We start from the raw sequence: 16,616 nt of genomic DNA, 5'->3' as shown, positions 1-16,616 counted from the left end.
CGACCCCCTGCAGGGTCCGGTCAGCGGAGGTCTTGGTCGTCCGAGCCTCAGGCCTTGGGGCCGCTCGACCAGGACAGCCGGCGCGGGTGGGATCCCGACGGCGAACTCGGGTAGGACGGGGCCCCTGCCTGATCGTGCTCGGTGTCGCGGCGCGTCAGGATCTCGCGAACCGCGAGGAGGGTGAAGCGATACCAGATGTAGGCCCCTCGCAGGAGCCGTCGTCCCCCCGTCGCATCCACGTCCTCGATCAACCGCATTCCGCTTCCCCCTGCGCTCGGCGAGCGTCCGCGTTAGAACTACGTAGATTCGTCCGCGATGGCACCCATTTTCGTCCGTCGCTTCGGGCGACGGACGCGTGCCGCCTGCGACGGGCGCCAGGGCCGACGCCTCTCGGCGACTTGCAAGCGCCGGGCCGTGGGCCTGGGTTTCGTACAAGTCCGACCCGGGCAAGGCCGTTTCGCACAGGGCAGCCCTGCGCGCGCAACACCCGCACAGGGCGAACCCGCCCGTCGCAGACCCGCACTAGGAAGGTCCGGCGCCGCGGACGGTTCCCTGCCGCACGCGACTTCGTGACAATGGCGCGCGTGCCGCGTGCGCGGCGCCGATCGGGACGAGGATGGAGAGCTTCATGATCGATGATGCGCGCGGTCGCGTTCTCGTTGCCGGCGGCGGCATCGCCGGACTGGCGCTGGCGCGGGCCCTGCACCGGCAGGGACGCCCCGTCCTCGCCCTGGAGCGACGCGCCGCACCGGAAGACGGCGGGCTCGCCATCAACCTCCCGGGCAATGCGGTGCAGGCCCTCGGGCAGCTCGGATTGAGCGAAGCCCTCAAGCACGTCGGATCACCCGTGCGGCGGCGCGACTATCGCACCCATCGCGGCGACCTGCTGTTTGCCGTGGACGAGGCGGCGTTCTGGGGGGAGGCGGCCTGCCCGCGCTGCCTGCGCCGCAGCGATCTCCAGCGCCTCCTGGGGCAGGACCTCCCGGCGGAGACGATCCGGCGCGGCTGTACGATCCAGGCGATCGCGGCGACCGCCGCGGGCGTGACCGTCGATCTCGGCGCGGGCGGGGTGGAGCACGGCGGCCTCCTCGTCGGCGCGGATGGCGTGCACTCGACGGTCCGGCGTTCCATGTTCGGCGAACAGGCGACCCGCGCGGCGGTACTCGGACAAGCCAGCTGGCGATTCATGGCACCCAACCCGGGCATCGACGCCTGGACCCTCTGGGCCGGAGCGGGCGGCCTGTTCCTGCTCATTCCGGTCGACAACGGAGAGGTCTACGGGTGGGTCTCCATCAGCCGGGCCGGCGCGGGCGACCGGGATCTGGCGGAGATGCGCCGGGTATTCGAACGGTTTCCGCGCCTGGTGCAGGACACGCTGGAGCGGGTGCTGCCCCGTCCCGACGCGATCCATCACTCCCCGCTCGAGGAGGTGCGGATCGCGCGCTGGACTCAAGGGCGGGTTCTCCTGGCCGGGGATGCCGCCCACGCCACGGCGCCGGTCTGGGCGCAGGGCGCCGCGCTCGCCCTGGAGGATGCCCTGGTGCTGTCCGACAACCTGGCGCATGAAACCGATTGGAACGCGATCGGTCCCGCCTACGAGGCGCGGCGCCGGCCGCGCGTGGCGCATGTCCAGGCCATGACCGATCGCCTGTCGCGCACCGCGACGCTGCCGGACTGGGTCCGAAACCAGCTGCTGCCCATGATCGGTCCGCGCAGCTACCGCGCCACTTACGCGCCCCTCCGCGAGCCGGTCTCGGTGTGAGATCCGGTTTGCAAAGGATCACGCACCCGGTGCAGGGCGCCGCATCGATTGAAGTGTCTGAGGAGATGGGGAGGCCTGGTAGGGGCCTCATCGTTCAGAAGGGGACACCAACTCAGTTGAGCTGGTGCGGCCAAGAGGACTCGAACCTCCACCCCTTGCAGGACTAGCACCTCAAGCTAGCGCGTCTACCAATTCCGCCATGGCCGCATCGTCAACACACCGTTCGCGTCGGTCACCGGGCCCGGAGATCCTGTCTCACTCGGCTGCGGCGGCCGATCTCTCGGGGCGCGGCGCAGCCAATAACAGAGGGATTTCCGTCCGACAAGCGCCGCGAGGGCGGGATCAGAGAAAATCGACGCCGCTCTCGAGGACCGGGACCGCCCCCTCGCCGATGGTCACGCCGGCGAGGCGCACCACCTCGGCCTTCCGGATCAGCTCGGTGATTTCCACGGAGATGCGGTTGCCCGTGACGACGATCTGACCGCGCGCGATCGGATGGTCGTTCGCCAGAATCTCGACCATATCGGATTCGGTGGATTCGAGTTCGATCACGGCGCCCCGGCCCATGCGCAGCAGCATGTGCAGCGGCATGTGACTGCGACCGAGCACCACCGTAAGATCGACCTTCAGGTCTTCCAGAACCGCCACGCGACCCGTCCCTCGCTCCGGGGCGGCGCGCGATGCGGCGTCCGCCCTTTCGTCCACCTTCCACGCGCGATGGTGAAGTCTTGGTAAACGAAACCCTAAACGCCCCCCGGCTGGCACTCCCGTCCGGGGACTTCCGGGCCGAGGCCGGCGCGGCGGCGGTGGAATGGCGGATCAGCGGCGCGCTCGTGCCCTACGAAGAGGCCGTGACGGCCATGGAGGCGCGCGCCGAGGCCATCGCGGCGGGGCAGGCGCCGGAACTCGTCTGGTTGCTGGAGCACCCGCCGCTCTACACCGCCGGCACCTCGGCGCATGACGCCGACCTCGTCGCGCCCGAGCGCTTTCCCGTGCACCGGACGGGGCGGGGCGGGCAGTACACCTATCATGGGCCCGGCCAGCGGGTGGCCTACGTGATGCTCGATCTTAACCGGCGCCGCCGGGATCTGAGGGCCTACGTGGCCGCCCTAGAGGCCTGGATCATCGCGACCCTGGAGGCCTTCAACGTCCGCGGTGAGCGGCGGGAGGACCGGGTCGGGGTCTGGGTCCGGCGGCCGGAACGCGGGGTGGAGGTCGAGGACAAGATTGCCGCCATCGGCATCCGGGTCCGGCGTTGGGTCAGCTTCCACGGCATCAGTCTCAACGTGGAGCCGGACCTGTCGCACTTCTCCGGCATCGTGCCGTGCGGCATCGCCGGCCACGGCGTCACCAGCTTCGTCGATCTCGGCCACCTCGTCTCGATGCCCGAGGTCGACATGCAGCTGCGCGCCGCCTTCGAGGCGGTCTTCGGGCCGACTGTCCCGGTCGACTGACGCGCCCGCCCGGGCACCGCGACGTGGATCTCCGAGGAACCCATCGGTCGTGGTCGATGCGCCGCGATCGATGGGCCGGGCGCGTCCGGCCGGGATGCCGAACGCGCCTCGCCGTCACATTCGCCTCCCGGAACGACCTGGAGCGTCAGGCGCCCGCGAGCAGGCCGAGAAGGCGCTCGGCCGCAGGGCCGGACGACGCCGGGTTCTGGCCGGTGATGAGCAACCCATCGCCGACCACGTACGGCTCCCAGTCCCCCGCCTTCGAGAACGCACCGCCGTTGCGGGTGAGCTCGTCCTCGACGAGGAACGGAACGACGTCGGTCAGGCCTACGGCCGCTTCCTCGGTGTTGGTGAAGCCGGTGACGGCTTTCCCGGCAACGAGGGGCTTGCCGTCCGGGGCTTTCGCGTGGCGCAGCACGCCGGGAGCGTGACAGACCAGCGTCACGGGCTTGTCGGCGCGCAGGGTGGCCTCGATGAGCCGGACCGAGGCCGGGTCTTCGGCGAGGTCCCAGAGCGGTCCGTGCCCACCGGGGTAGAACACCGCATCGAAACCGTCATGGGTGACGCCATCGAGCCGCACCGTCTCGGACAGCTGGGCATTGGCCGCGTCGTCGGCCTCGAACCGGCGGGTCAGGTCGGTCTGGAAACCCGGTTCGTTGCTCTTGGGGTCGAGGGGCGGCCGGCCGCCCTTGGGCGAGGCCAGCACGACCTCGGCACCCGCGTCCTTGAACACGTAGTAGGGTGCGGCAAGCTCCTCCAGCCAGAAGCCGGTCTTCCGCCCGGTGTCACCGAGGGTATCGTGCGAGGTCAGGACCATCAGGATTTTCATGAATGCTCTCCGTTTACGGGGAAATCGGGGGTCGTCTGGGGATATGGGGTCGGGCGGCCGCGGAGCCGAGCGGATCGGCACGGGCTGTCGAGCGGATGCCGATCAGTGCCGTTCGGACCAGAGCGCGGCCTCGGCGCGCTCCGCGTCCACGGCGCGGAACGGCCGGGCCTCGCCCGGTCGCCCAGGGTCGTTGGCCCGTCGGTCGGCATCCGGTCCGGCCATGCGGACGGCGCCGATCACCTCCAGGGTGATGCGCTCCTCGGCCGAGGCGGCGGCGCTCCCGAACAGGGACGCGCCGAGTTCGGCGAGCAGCAAGTAAGGGGCAACGCTGTGGGTGAGTTCGGAACGCATCATGCTTCTCCCTTCAGTTCGTTTCGAGTAGACCAGTCGTCTGGAAATGGGGCCGGACGGGGCTGCGGTGCCCGTCTCGCATCGTGGGATCAGGACGGTTGCAGGTTGAGGACGCGACGGGTCGTGGCCATGGCGGCCACGAACGGTGCGTCGGCGCGCTCGATCTTGGCCATGAGGCTGGCCCCGAGCCAGACGTGATAGAGCATCTCGGCGGTATCCTGGGCGCTGCCCTCGACCCGCAGCGACCCTTCCGCCATGCCCGCCTCGATCGCACCGGTCACCCGCGCGATGATCCCGGCCGTTCCGGCCTTGAGGGCCAGGCGCATGGGCTCGGACAGATCCGAGACCTCGGCGGCCAGCTTTACGGCGAGGCACTTGCGCTGGTGATCGATACTCCCCTGCGTCGCCTGCCACTTGCGCCAGTAAGTCATCAGGCGCTCGGCATGGCTGAGACCAGGCTCCGCCAGCGTCGCGTCGATGTCGGCCAGGTACGCCGCGAAGTAATCCGCCAGCAACGCTTCGCCGAAGGCCTCCTTGGAACCGAAGTAGTGGTAGAACGACCCCTTCGGGACCCGCGCCGCCACCAGGATCTCGTTGAGTCCGACGCCGGAGAACCCCTTCGCACCCACGATCGTGTGGGCGGTATCGAGGATGCCCTGCCGAACATCGGTGTTGCTGCTCGCCTGTGCCATGACAGCGATATAGGACCGATTAGACCGGTCGTCTAGTACCCATGCGCTTTTTGTCGGCGTGGACCGACGGCTCTCAGGGCGAAACGCCTTAGATCACCGGCACGCCGCGCCCCTTGGCGTGCTCGCCCGGCTCGACGTGGATCACCACCACGGAGCCCTCGATGGCGCTCTCGATCGCAGCCTCCAGGCGGTCGCAGATCGCATGCGAATCCTGCACCGTCATGGTGCCCGGCACCACGAGGTGAAAGTCGATGAAGGTGGCCTGTCCCGCGTGGCGGGTGCGGACGTCGTGCGCCTCCAGGGCGCCGGTGCTGTGGATCGAGATCAACGCGCGGATCTGCGCGACCATCTCGCTGGGAGCCGCCTTGTCCATCAGGCCGCTCACCGAATCGCGCACCATGCCCCAGCCGGACCACAGGATGTTGAGGGCGACCAGGCCGGCGATGAGCGGGTCGAGGATCGCGTAGCCCGTGAGCGCCACCAGGGCGACGCCGGCGAGCACGCCGCCGGAGGTGACGACGTCGGCCATGACGTGGCGGGCATCCGCCACCAGGGCCGGGGAGCGCCATTCCCGGCCGCGGCGCAGCAGGATTATGGCCCAGGCGCCGTTGATCGCGGTGGCCACGAGGTTGACGACGAGGCCGGTCAAGGGCGCGTCGAGGGGCTTCGGGTCAAGGAGCCCGTGGAAGGATTCGCGCAGGATCAGGATCGCCGCCACGATGATCAGGGCGCCCTCGATCACGGCGGAGAAGTACTCGGCCTTGTGATGGCCATAGGGATGGTCGTCGTCGGCCGGGCGGGCGGCGACCCGCAGGGCGATGAGGGCGAACACCGCCGCCACCACGTTGATGATGCTCTCGAGGGCATCCGAGTACAGCGCGAGGCTGCCGGTGACCCAGTAGGCGGCGAACTTCAGGCCCATCACCAGGGCGCCGAGGCCGGCGCTCAGGAGGGCAGCTTTCTGGGTACGGTCCATGGCGACGTCCGGTCTCGCGCCGGGCGCAGCGACGACGCCCGGTCGCGCGGCCATAGCGCCCGTCCCGGCGCCAAGGCCACGGCAAAGGTTGAACCCGCCGCTGAACGATTGAGCCGGGGCTATGCCGTCTCGGGCGCTTCGGACGCGGCGGGCCTGCGCGCCTGCTCACGCGCGGCGAAGCGCGCGCCCTCGGCCCGGGCGCGCTCGGCCCGGCGCCGGAAGCTGCGGGCGCTCCAGTTCCAGCGCGCGGCATCGGCGAGGGCCTCGAGGCGCTGCGCCTCCCGCTCCCAGTACGACACCAGCTGCCCGTCCAGGGTCACGCGGCCCGGCCGCACCGGCCGGGTGATTCCGTCGCTCATGCCTCGAACTCCTGCCTCGATCCCACCGTGCGTGGACCCGCTTATCGCAACCTCAGGTACGAAAATCCAGGCGGGTCGCACGCTCGCCCGACCGCATCATCGAACCGGCCGGACTGGCCTGGGTTCCGGGCGGGCGTGCCGGACCATTGATCCGCTCGGACAAACCATGCAGGTGGCGCGGCATGCGCGTCGATCTCTTCAATTTCGAGTTGCCCGAGGCCAGCATCGCCCTTAGGCCGCCGGTGCCCCGCGATGCCGGGCGCCTCCTCGTGGTCCGGCCCGGCGAGGGCCTGGAGGACCGGCGGGTGCGTGACCTCGCGCAGCTCCTGCGCCCGGGCGACGCCCTGGTCTTCAATGACACCCGCGTGATTCCGGCGCGGCTCGCCGGCCTGCGCCATCGCCCGGGTTCCCCGGGCCTGCGCATGGAGGCGATGCTGCACCTGCGCGAGGCCCCGGACATCTGGCGCGCCTTCGCCCGGCCGGGCAAGCGCCTCGCCGCCGGCGACCGGGTCAGCTTCGGCCGCCACGGCGCCAGCGAACCCTGCGAGCTCGGCGGCCTCGACGCCACCATCGCGGCGAAGGGGGAGGGCGGCGAGATCACCCTGCGCTTCGATCTGGCCGGACCGGCGCTCGACGAGGCCATCGCCACCCTCGGGGACCTGCCGCTGCCGCCCTACATCGCCGGCAAGCGTCCCACCGACGCGCAGGACGCCACTGACTACCAGACGGTCTATGCCCGCGAGCCGGGGGCGGTGGCGGCCCCCACCGCCGGGCTGCACTTCTCGGAAGCGATGCTGACCGAGCTCGATGCCGCCGGCATCGCCCGCCACACCGTGACCCTGCACGTGGGCGCCGGCACCTTCCTGCCGGTGAAGGCCGACGACACCGCCGACCACCGCATGCATGCGGAGATCGGTCGCCTCGACCCCGACACCGCCGCGGCCCTCAACGCGGTGCGGGCCCGCGGCGGGCGCATCGTCGCCGTCGGCACCACGGCCCTGCGCCTCCTCGAGAGTGCGGCCGACGCAGACGGACGGCTTCACGCCTTCGCCGGCCAGACCGAGATCTTCATCACCCCGGGCACGCGCATTCGCGCGGTGGACGCCCTGATGACGAATTTCCACCTGCCGCGCTCGACCCTGTTCATGCTGGTTTCGGCCTTCTCGGGCCTGGAGACCATGCGGGCGGCCTACGCGCACGCCATCGCGGAGGGCTACCGCTTCTACTCCTACGGCGACTCCAGCCTGCTGTTCCCGGCGCGCGGCTGACGCAGCCGGCCCGCGCGGGGTTTGCCTCGAAAGCGCCGGAGGCTCTAAGACGGCGCCCATGTCCGAGCTCGCTTCCCCCTCCGCATCCGGCGGCCTGCCCGCCGACTTCACCTTCCGCGTCGACGCCACCGACGGGGCGGCGCGCACCGGCGCGATCACGATGCCGCGGGGCACCATCCGGACGCCGGCCTTCATGCCGGTGGGCACCGCCGCCACCGTGAAGGCGATGTATCCGGGCCAGGTCCGCGAACTCGGGGCCGACGTGGTCCTGGGCAACACCTACCACCTGATGCTGCGTCCCGGTCCCGAGCGCATGGCCCGCCTCGGCGGCCTGCACCACTTCATGAACTGGCCGCACCCGATCCTCACGGATTCCGGCGGCTTCCAGGTCATGTCGCTCTCGGCCCTGCGCAAGCTCGACGAGCAGGGCGTGACCTTCCGCTCCCACGTGGACGGCTCGACCCACCACATGAGCCCGGAGCGCTCCATTGAGATCCAGGGGCTGCTCGGCTCCGACATCCAGATGCAGCTCGACGAGTGCGTCCGCCTGCCGGCCGAGCACGCCGCGATCGAGAAGGCGATGCACCTGTCCCTGCGCTGGGCCGAGCGCTGCCGCGTGGCCTTCGGCACCCAGCCCGGAAAGGCGATGTTCGGCATCGTTCAGGGCGGCGACGTGCCGGCCCTGCGGGTGGAGAGCGCCCGCGCGCTCGTGAATCTCGACCTCAAGGGCTACGCCATCGGCGGCCTCGCGGTGGGCGAGCCGCAGGATGTGATGCTGGCGATGATCGAGACCGTGGAGCCGCACCTGCCCGCGGGCAAGCCGCGCTACCTCATGGGCGTCGGCACCCCGGACGACCTGATGCGCTCGGTGGCGCGCGGGATCGACATGTTCGACTGCGTGATGCCGACCCGCGCCGGGCGCCACGGCCTCGCCTACACCCGGCACGGCCGGATCAACCTGCGCAACGCCCGCCACGCCGAGGACACCCGCCCCCTCGACGCGGCCTCGGCCTGCCCGGCGGCCCGCGACTACTCCCGGGCCTACCTGCACCACCTGGTGCGCAGCGACGAGATCCTGGGGATGATGCTGCTGACCTGGAACAATCTGTCCTACTACCAGGACCTGATGGCGGGCCTGCGCGCCGCCATCGCGCAAGGCCGCCTCGCCGACTTCAGCGACGAGACCCGCGCGGCCTGGGCCCGGGCCGAGGCCGAGCGCGCTGCGGCCTGACGCACCATCCCCGGGGGACGGCCGCGAAGCCGGTTGACCCCATACCGCCGAGCCCCTATTGCGAGCCACGCTGTTCGACACGGCGCGGCGCCGAGCGCCGCAACGCCCCGTCGCACACGAGCGCGTAGCTCAGTTGGTAGAGCAACGGACTTTTAATCTGTAGGTCCTGGGTTCGAGTCCCAGCGCGCTCACCACCATTTTAGCCCGCTTTGTCAGTGACTTAGCGGGCTTCTTAATGGGTCGTCCCCAGCTAATTCGTGTTGCTTTGGGCTGCAACACGCCCCGTGGTTTTACAATGAGTTACGGCCCAACGTAGGTAGCTCCACGCAATAAGAATGGAACACGCGAGGCGAGTTCATGACCGACAGGGCTAACCCAGTCAAAGATCTAGAGGACTTTCGGAAGGTACTCGTCAACGAGCGACGGGTAAGAGTTGCGACGGCACTAGATCTGCGTGATGCGAACGGTGGCGAGGGTGGCTTGTGGGGCTCTGATGTGAAGAGCTTACAGGAACAAATCGGAGCCATTGATCGTGCGATCGAAGACGAAACGAAGCTCATCCCTCCGCGCTATATGAGCAGCGGGTTGGCTGGTAGCTGAAACGAGAACAGGCGCGCCCCGAAGAGCGCGCCTTATCCCGAAAGCCTCCGACCGTCTCGGACCCACCGTCAGGCTCGAAAGGATCGCCGATGAAAACCGTGTTTCTGCTTATGGCGCAGTACGACGGTGCGGTAGTGATCCCGATTGACCGTGTTGCTAAAGACTACTTCTCCCATCTGACTGGAGACACGCTGATGCGAAAGATCTCGGCGGGAGACATCGCGTTGCCGCTAGTGCGAATTGAGCCCAGCCACAAATGCGCAAAGGGCGTCGCCTTAATATATTTTGCGGCCGACCTTAACGAACGCATCGAGGCAGCTCATAAGGAATGCCGGCAGTTGTGCAGCTAAGTGCTCAGCCGACGTTGTAGCGCCGCGCCACGCTTTCTGCGATTCGGCCGAGATCAATCACAACGTAAGATCCCGCTTTGGCCGCACGGTCCAGCCGCGGCTCCATGACCCAATCGTGCTCATCCGGGATCGGGATCAGCGTTCCTTGCCGAGCGCGTCCAGCGCCGGGGCGAGACCGCGGAACGACAGGGGGATCGCCACCTCTTGGCCCCCCGCACTCCTGAACAGAAGGCGGCCCGGCGCCTCCGCCTCGCGCCAGCGCTTCAGGTCCTCCTTCACCGGCCCGTCCGCCACGCAGCCGCCGGGTAGGCAGCGCCGCCATGCGAGGTCGAGCAACGGAGCCTTGGCGTCCTTCTCCTCGAGGCCGATCCGGACGGTCGAGGGGAAGCTCACGGCCACCGGCAGCAGGGCGGTGACCCGCAACCCGGCTTCGCCGGGCACCGGTCCGATCGCGACCTGGGCGATCGGTGCGGGCTGTCCCTGCACCTGCATCGCTTGCGAAACCTCGCACAGGCGCGCCGCCTTCTCGGCTGTGCCGACCCGCTGGCAGCGCAGGACCCAGTCGCCGTAGCTGGCGGTGGTGACACCGGGCTCGGACGAGAGCGTCGGCTGGGCGGCCGGCGCCGTGGGCGACGGGGACGAAGCCTTGGCGCCGGGTGCCTGCGCCAGGGCGGAGTCGAGGGGGAGCGGGCCACCGATCAGGACGGCGCCCGAGGCGAGGGCGGCCAGGAGGCAGGCGCGAAAAGGGGACGGAAGGAGGGCGGTCTTCCGGTGGGCGAACGAGGTCATGCGGCGTTGTCCTGGGCCTGGGCTGCGGTCTCTCCGCGCGGGGCGAAGGCGCGGGTGAAGTCGGCCAGCGTCCGCAGGCTGAGGCGATGGGCGTCAATGGCCGCGAGCCAGCCCTCGCGGCGCAACCGCCCGAGATCCTGATCCGTCAGGGCGGCGAGCGCGGCCGCGTCGATGCCGAGCACCCCGTGCATCGCGTGGCTGGCACCGGTCGCGGCATCCCGGCCCTGCACCGTCAGCGCCCGCAGCAGGCCGAGATCCTGAAGCGTGCGGCTGAAGGCCATGGTGCGGCGGGCGGCGTCCGCATCATCAGCCGTCGGCCGCACCCGCTCTTCCGGCAGCGGCGTCTCTCGGCCGTCTTCGCGGAACAGCGGGGCGGCCTCGGCCGGCGCCGCACCGGCAGAATCGCGGCGGATCGGGTCGCCGGGGTCGTCGAGGCAGACCAGCGGCGGGGCGTCGCCGGTCCCGCCGAGGATGAAGGGGAAGCGGCGCAGATAGGCTGGCCGGTCGCGGCCGGCCCAGGCGCCGTCCGCGTCGATCGGAGCGCAGTGCGCGGGCACGAGGCCGGTGAGGAAGACAGGGGTCGGGCCGAGGCCGTCCGGAAGGAACAGGATCGGCCGGTGGCGGCAGGCGGGGCCGAACGCGTCGATCACCGCCGGGACGCGATGGCTGTCGCGGGCGAAGCCGAAGCGCTGCGGGTTGGCGAGGTGAAAGGTGCGGTGGGTCGCGCGGTCGAGGGGCACGACCGCGCGGTAGAGCAGGGGCAAGCCTGTCATCGGTCGCGTGACGGTCCGGTTCGGGGTCAGCGGGTGCGCGCCGGCAGGCTCGCCTGCGGCGTCGGGGCGGGGACGGGGGCCGGGAGGGCCATCGGTGCCCGCGGGAGGGGCGTGAGGAAGCAGCCGCCCTGCTGGCCTGCACAGGCGAGGATGGCGTCGAAGCGCGGGTCGGAGACCCGGAGGGCGCCGTCCGGTCCGGCCCCGAGGAGAAGTGGCGGATCGGGATCGACCGGACGGGCGTCGCGGCGGGCGGCGCGCTCGGCGGTGCTGGCGAGGCCCGCGGGGTCGCTGTCGACCGGTCGCGGCTGGGGCTGGGGCTGGGGCTGCGCCGGGAGGACGGCGAGCGTCGCGCCGACGAAGCCGAGACCGTAGTTGGCCGAGGCCGCCAGGCTGCCTCGGGTGATCGGATAGAAGCCGGGTTCGCTCTGCGCCCCGGCCGTGGTGGCGAGCGCGCCGGTTAGGCGGTCGCCCGCGACGAGCCCGCGGCCGCCGACCGTGTAGGTCAGGCTCGGGTTGACCGTGCCGGCGCGGCGCGTCTGCGGGTCGGCGAACACGGTGATCGGCCGCGGGGTCACGGTGAGGTCGGCCCCGCGCCAGGTCAGGGCATAATCGGCGGAGGCCGCCAGCGTGCCCTGTCCGATCGCGTACCGGCCGACATCGCTGCCGGCCGCGGCGGCGGTCGCGAGGTCTCCGGTCAAGCGGTCGCCGTTGGCGAGGCCGCGGCCGCCGACCGTGTAGGTCAGCACCGGGGTGGCATCCCCGTAGACGCGGGCGACCGCGTCTGCGGCGACGGTGAGGGGACGCCGCTCGATGGTGTAGGTGCCGGGTTCGACGCCCTCGACCCGGTAGTTGCCGTTGCTGAGCCGGCCCGCCACCGCGATGGTGTAACGGCCGGCCGCGCTCGCCGCGTCGAGATCGAAGCCGGTCGCGAGGCCGGTGAGCACGCCGGCATCCTGCCCGCCGACGAGACCGGTGGCCGCGAGACCGGGATTGGCCGGAGCATCGTCGTAGGTCGAGCGCCCGTCGTTGATGCGCACCGTCACGGTCGCCGGGGTGATGGCGAGCGTTCCGGTGGCGGGCAGGCGGTAGTTCGCGGCCGAGCCGTTGCCGGCGGCGACCGACAGGCTCAGGCCGGTCAGGCTCGCATCGGCATAGAGGCCGGCATCGGCGGAAGCCGTGACGCCTGAGCCGGCCATCAGCGTAAGGGTTTCGCCGTTGGCGCCGCCGCTGACGGCGAGCTGACCGAAGCGGAAGCCGGTCGTGGCGTCGTAGGTCCTGGCCCCCGTGACGGCGAGCCCGGCGGGATCGACGGTGAGCGCATCGGCATTGCCGGGGGCCTGGACGAAGACGTAGTTGCCAGCCGCGAGGCCGGCGCCGGTGACGGCGTAGACCCCGACGTTGCTGCCGGTGCCGGCCGCGGTCGCGAAGAAGGCGCGGCCGGTGGTGGCGCCGGGCAGCGTGTCGGGGCCGAGAAGGCCGGTGACCGTGCCCGACAGCGCCGGGTTGGCCGCGCCGTAGCGGCGGCGCGCGGCGTCGGCGGTGTAGGTCAGGATGGCCGGCGTGACCGTCACGGCGCCGCCCGCCCCGGTGAGGGTGTAGTTGGGGTTCGACAGCGCGAGCCCGGAGACGTCGCTCAGGGCCTGGAGCCCGACGTCCCGGCCCGCGAGCGTCCCGGAGCCGGAGACGGTCACCGCATCGCCGTTGACGCGGTTGCCGGCCGTCAGCGCCCCGCCGACGATGCCGGCGCCGGCATCGTAGACCCGCGTGCCCGTCAGCGTCACCGGGCGCGGCGTGACCGTGAGCTCGGCACCCTGATAGGTCAGCGCGTAGTTGGCGGAGGTTGCGAGCGAGCCTTGACCGATGGCGTAGCGGCCGACGCCGCTGGCCGCGTCGGCGTCGCTCGCCAAACCACCGCTGAGGCGGTCGCCGTTGACCAGGCCGAGACCGCCGATCCTGTAGGTCAGGGCCGGGTCGGCGTCGCCGTAGACGCGGCTCTGCGCGTCCGCGGTCAGGGTCAGCGGGCGCCGGTCGACCTGCCAGATGCCGGGAGTGCGCGCCGCGACCGTGTAGTTGCCGTTGCTCAGTGCGCCGACCACCACGAGGCCATAGCGGCCCGCCCCCGTGGCCGCATCGATGCCGAAGCCGTTGGACAGGCCTGTGAGCACGCGGACGTCCTGTCCGCCCTGCAGGCCCGTCGCCGACAGGCCGGGATCGGCCGGGGCGTCGCCGTAGGTCGAGCGCCCGCCCGTGGCCGTCACGCGGACGGGCGCCGGGGTGATGCTGAGGGTGCCGGTGGTCGGCAGCCGGTAGTTGCCCGCCCTGGCGTTGCCCCCTGCGACCTGCACGGCCAGGCCCGCGAGGGCCGAGCCGGCCTGGAGGCCCGCATCGGCCGAGGCGGCCGTGCCGCTGCCGCGGATCAAGGTGACGGTCTCGCCGTTCTGGCCGCCGGCCACGCCGAGCTGGGCGGTCGCGAAGCCGGTGGTGGCGTCGTAGCTCCGGCTGCCGCTCACGCTCAGCAGGGCCGGATCGACGGTGAGCGCGCCGGCATTCGTCGCCGCCTGGACGAAGACGTAGTTGCCGTCGACGGCACCGAGTCCGCCGCCGCTGACCGCATAGGTGCCGACGTCGCTCGCCGTCGTCGCCGCCGTGCCGAAGGCGAGGGTGCCGGTGGTGGCGCTGCTCAGGCTCTCGCCGGCGACGAAGCCGGTCACCGTCCCAGCCAGGGTCGGGTTGGCCGCGCCGTAGGTCCGCGCCGCGGCGGCCGCCGTGTAGGTCAGCGCCGCGGGGGAGATGGCGGCGGAGAGGGTCGGCAGGCTCAGATCGTAATTGCCCGCATCGAGCCCGGTCAGGCCGAGCCCGGACAGGATCACCGGGATCCCGGGGTCGGCGTTCTGGCGGGCGAAGCGGCCGGTGGCGGCCCCCGTCAAGGCGACGAGGTCGGCGCCGATCGGGGTGACCGTCGCGGTGCCGGCCAGGGTGGCGGCGGTGGTGCCGTCGTAGGTCTTGTCCAGGGCGGAGAGGCGGGAGACGGCCAGGTTGGCCCGGGCGATGTCGGCGCTCAGGCCGCTCGGCTGCACGAGGGTGTAGTTGCCGGCGTCAATGCCGGCCAGCGAATAGCCGCCGACGGTGACGGCCTTGCCCGTGCCGGCATTCTTGTCGGCGAAGGTGCCGGTGCCCGTGCCGCTCACCGAGACGACGTCGCCGCGCAGCGCGGTCACCGAGGCGGTGCCGGCGAGCAGGGCGGCGGTGGTGCCGTCGTAGGTCTTGTCCAGGGCGGAGAGGCCGGAGACGGGCAGGGGGGCCCGGGCGATGTCGGCGCTCAGGCCGCTCGGCTGCACGAGGGTGTAGTTGCCGGCGTCGGTGCCGGACAGCGAATAGCCGCCGACGGTGACGGCCTTGCCCGTGCCGGCATTCTTGTCGGCGAAGGTGCCGGTGCCCGTGCCGCTCACCGAGACGACGTCGCCGCTCAGCGCGGTCACCGAGGCGGTGCCGGCGAGCAGGGCGGCGGTGGTGCCGTCGTAGGTCTTGTCCAGGGCGGAGAGGCCGGAGACGGGCAGGGGGGCCCGGGCGATGTCGGCGCTCAGGCCGCTCGGCTGCACGAGGGTGTAGTTGCCGGCGTCGGTGCCGGACAGCGAATAGCCGCCGACGGTGACGGCCTTGCCCGTACCGGCATTCTTGTCGGCGAAGGTGCCGGTGCCCGTGCCGCTCACCGAGACGACGTCGCCGCTCAGCGCGGTCACCGAGGCGGTGCCGGCGAGCAGGGCGGCGGTGGTGCCGTCGTAGGTCTTGTCCAGGGCGGAGAGGCCGGAGACCGTCAGCGCCGCCGGATCGATCGTGCCCGAGCCTGTCACGGACGCGGCGGAGAGCCTGTAATTGCCCGCCTTGGCCCCGCTCAGCGACAGGCCGGAGACGATCACCGAGCGGGGGCCGGCCCTGGCGCTGTCATAGGCCGCGCTGCCGGCCGAGACCGTGACGGCGTCGCCGAACAGCACGCCCGCGCTGGTGAAGCCGGGGGTGCCGCCCGGCAGGGCCGTGGTCCTGTCGTAGGTCTTGTCCAGCCCGGTCGCCCCCGCCACGGTGATCGTCGCCGGGGTGATGCTGAGCGTGCCGGGGGCATAGACGACCCGGTAGGCGGTGCCGGCCGCGCCCGTCACGGCGGCCCCGGATGCGGTCACCGCGTAGTTGCCGACGTCCGAGGACGCGGTGGCGCCGGTGCTCAGGGTTCCGAGCGTCGTCACGAAGTCGCCGGGGCGCAGGCCCGCATAGGTGGCGACCGGCGCGCTCCCGCTGCCATAGGTGCGGCTGCTGCTGGGCGTGACCGCGACGACGTTCGAGACCCCGTAGAGCTGCGGGTAGAAGGCGCTGCCCAGCCCGCCCTGACCGGCCTGGTTCGGCGGCGCCCAGACGGTGGCGAAGTCGAAGCCGGCGTAGTTGGCGCGGAAGGATGCGAGATCCTGCATCTGCGCCGTGGTCAGGCCGATGGCGTCCGCGGCCGGGCCGTTGCCCACACCGTCCCTCTGTCGGGCGGTCGCGGTGTTCCAGTAGGTGCTTGTCAACGTGCCGCCGGTGCTGCGGCCGACCAGCCCACCGGCGATGGTGTTGCCGGAGACGGCGCCGGTGGCGTAGGATTCGCTGATGATGTTGCCGTTGTGGCCGACCAGCCCGCCCACGGTATTGCTGCCGGAGACGTCGCCAGCGGCGTAAGCTTGGGTGATCCTGCTGCCGTTGACGCCGACCAGTCCACCGACCAAGGTGATGCCGAAGACGGAGTCGGCAGCATAGGATTGGCTGATGGTGCCGTTGTTAACGCCGACCAGGCCGCCCACGGCGCCGCTACCGGAGACGGCGCCGGTGGCATAGGATCGGCTGATGGTGCCGGCGTTGGTGCCGATCAGGCCGCCCACGGCGCTGCTGCCGGAGGCAGCGCCGGTGGCATAGGATTGGCTGATGCTGCCGGCGTTGGTGTCGACCAGACCGCCTACGTTGCTGGTGCCAGAGACGCTGTCGCCGACGAGGCCGAGGCCGCTGATGCGGCCGCCCGCGCCGAGAGCGCCGATCAGCCCGGCCAAATCCTGGCTCGGCCGCGAGATGGTCAGCCCTGTGATCGTGCGGCCCGCCCCGTCCAGGCTTCCGGTGAACGGGTTGCTCGTGCTCTCCCCCACCGGCACGAAGCCGCCGGTGC

The 16,616-nt window shown here is 71.3% G+C and carries 16 protein-coding genes and 2 tRNA genes; 7 read left to right on the top strand and 11 right to left on the bottom strand.

Features of this window, described 5'->3' with window-relative positions; translation table 11 throughout:
- Window positions 1-47: 47 nt before the first annotated feature.
- Window positions 48-257, bottom strand: coding sequence for a hypothetical protein (locus CRT23_RS10450; protein ID WP_055958083.1), 210 nt, complete (start codon window positions 255-257; stop codon window positions 48-50).
- Window positions 258-628: 371 nt separating this feature from the next.
- Between CRT23_RS10450 and CRT23_RS10445 the strand changes: the two genes are divergently transcribed.
- Window positions 629-1,762, top strand: coding sequence for an FAD-dependent monooxygenase (locus CRT23_RS10445; protein WP_103709727.1), 1,134 nt, complete (start codon window positions 629-631; stop codon window positions 1,760-1,762).
- Between the two features lie 122 nt (window positions 1,763-1,884).
- Here the strand turns inward: CRT23_RS10445 and CRT23_RS10440 are convergent.
- Window positions 1,885-1,969: transfer RNA gene (locus CRT23_RS10440), tRNA-Leu, on the bottom strand.
- 135 nt (window positions 1,970-2,104) lie between these two features.
- Window positions 2,105-2,410 carry a FliM/FliN family flagellar motor switch protein gene (locus tag CRT23_RS10435; RefSeq protein ID WP_055958086.1) on the bottom strand — a complete coding sequence of 102 codons (306 nt, stop codon included), beginning with the start codon at window positions 2,408-2,410 and terminating at the stop codon, window positions 2,105-2,107.
- 110 nt (window positions 2,411-2,520) lie between these two features.
- Here CRT23_RS10435 and lipB point away from each other — a divergent pair, with 110 nt between their 5' ends.
- On the top strand, window positions 2,521-3,216 hold the full coding sequence (gene lipB / locus CRT23_RS10430) for a lipoyl(octanoyl) transferase LipB (protein ID WP_245436136.1): 696 nt from the start codon (window positions 2,521-2,523) through the stop codon (window positions 3,214-3,216).
- A 145-nt stretch (window positions 3,217-3,361) separates the two neighbouring features.
- Here lipB and CRT23_RS10425 read toward each other — a convergent pair whose 3' ends face one another.
- The 5 genes from CRT23_RS10425 to CRT23_RS10405 form a co-directional block, all read right to left on the bottom strand.
- Window positions 3,362-4,045, bottom strand: coding sequence for a type 1 glutamine amidotransferase domain-containing protein (locus CRT23_RS10425; RefSeq protein WP_103709638.1), 684 nt, complete (start codon window positions 4,043-4,045; stop codon window positions 3,362-3,364).
- A gap of 102 nt (window positions 4,046-4,147) precedes the next feature.
- On the bottom strand, window positions 4,148-4,399 hold the full coding sequence (locus CRT23_RS10420; protein ID WP_103709637.1) for a hypothetical protein: 252 nt from the start codon (window positions 4,397-4,399) through the stop codon (window positions 4,148-4,150).
- An 86-nt stretch (window positions 4,400-4,485) separates the two neighbouring features.
- Window positions 4,486-5,088, bottom strand: coding sequence for a TetR/AcrR family transcriptional regulator (locus CRT23_RS10415; protein ID WP_103709636.1), 603 nt, complete (start codon window positions 5,086-5,088; stop codon window positions 4,486-4,488).
- 88 nt (window positions 5,089-5,176) lie between these two features.
- On the bottom strand, window positions 5,177-6,064 hold the full coding sequence (locus CRT23_RS10410) for a cation diffusion facilitator family transporter (protein ID WP_103709635.1): 888 nt from the start codon (window positions 6,062-6,064) through the stop codon (window positions 5,177-5,179).
- Window positions 6,065-6,183: 119 nt separating this feature from the next.
- Window positions 6,184-6,423: a hypothetical protein gene (locus CRT23_RS10405; RefSeq protein WP_103709634.1), complete on the bottom strand. Its 240-nt coding sequence runs from the start codon at window positions 6,421-6,423 to the stop codon at window positions 6,184-6,186.
- Between the two features lie 182 nt (window positions 6,424-6,605).
- Between CRT23_RS10405 and queA the strand changes: the two genes are divergently transcribed.
- The 5 genes from queA to CRT23_RS10385 all read left to right on the top strand — a co-directional run bounded on the left by queA (window position 6,606) and on the right by CRT23_RS10385 (window position 9,872).
- Window positions 6,606-7,691: a tRNA preQ1(34) S-adenosylmethionine ribosyltransferase-isomerase QueA gene (gene queA, locus CRT23_RS10400; protein ID WP_103709633.1), complete on the top strand. Its 1,086-nt coding sequence runs from the start codon at window positions 6,606-6,608 to the stop codon at window positions 7,689-7,691.
- Between the two features lie 58 nt (window positions 7,692-7,749).
- A complete protein-coding gene (tgt, locus tag CRT23_RS10395) occupies window positions 7,750-8,922 on the top strand; it encodes a tRNA guanosine(34) transglycosylase Tgt (protein WP_103709632.1) in 1,173 nt (390 codons plus the stop codon).
- Between the two features lie 118 nt (window positions 8,923-9,040).
- Window positions 9,041-9,116: transfer RNA gene (locus tag CRT23_RS10390), tRNA-Lys, on the top strand.
- Between the two features lie 163 nt (window positions 9,117-9,279).
- Window positions 9,280-9,522 (top strand): hypothetical protein, encoded by a 243-nt coding sequence (locus CRT23_RS27760; RefSeq protein WP_146056357.1) that lies wholly within the window; start codon window positions 9,280-9,282, stop codon window positions 9,520-9,522.
- A gap of 89 nt (window positions 9,523-9,611) precedes the next feature.
- The gene (locus CRT23_RS10385; RefSeq protein ID WP_103709631.1) at window positions 9,612-9,872 is read left to right on the top strand and encodes a pyocin activator PrtN family protein; all 261 of its coding nucleotides are present in this window, start codon (window positions 9,612-9,614) and stop codon (window positions 9,870-9,872) included.
- A gap of 135 nt (window positions 9,873-10,007) precedes the next feature.
- Here CRT23_RS10385 and CRT23_RS10380 read toward each other — a convergent pair whose 3' ends face one another.
- From CRT23_RS10380 to CRT23_RS29075, 3 genes are all read right to left on the bottom strand, one after another.
- A complete protein-coding gene (locus tag CRT23_RS10380) occupies window positions 10,008-10,661 on the bottom strand; it encodes an invasion associated locus B family protein (RefSeq protein ID WP_103709630.1) in 654 nt (217 codons plus the stop codon).
- Window positions 10,658-11,434: a SapC family protein gene (locus tag CRT23_RS10375; RefSeq protein ID WP_103709629.1), complete on the bottom strand. Its 777-nt coding sequence runs from the start codon at window positions 11,432-11,434 to the stop codon at window positions 10,658-10,660. The genes CRT23_RS10380 and CRT23_RS10375 overlap by 4 nt, the downstream gene beginning before the upstream one ends.
- Window positions 11,435-11,460: 26 nt before the next feature.
- A partial coding sequence (locus CRT23_RS29075) for a YDG domain-containing protein (protein WP_245436120.1) occupies window positions 11,461-16,616 on the bottom strand: 5,156 nt, incomplete at its 5' end.

Source organism: Methylobacterium sp. V23 (assembly GCF_002917135.1).
Classification (GTDB): domain Bacteria; phylum Pseudomonadota; class Alphaproteobacteria; order Rhizobiales; family Beijerinckiaceae; genus Methylobacterium.
The sequence above is the reverse complement of the archived record's forward strand: the minus strand, read 5'-3'. Positions and strand labels throughout refer to the sequence as shown.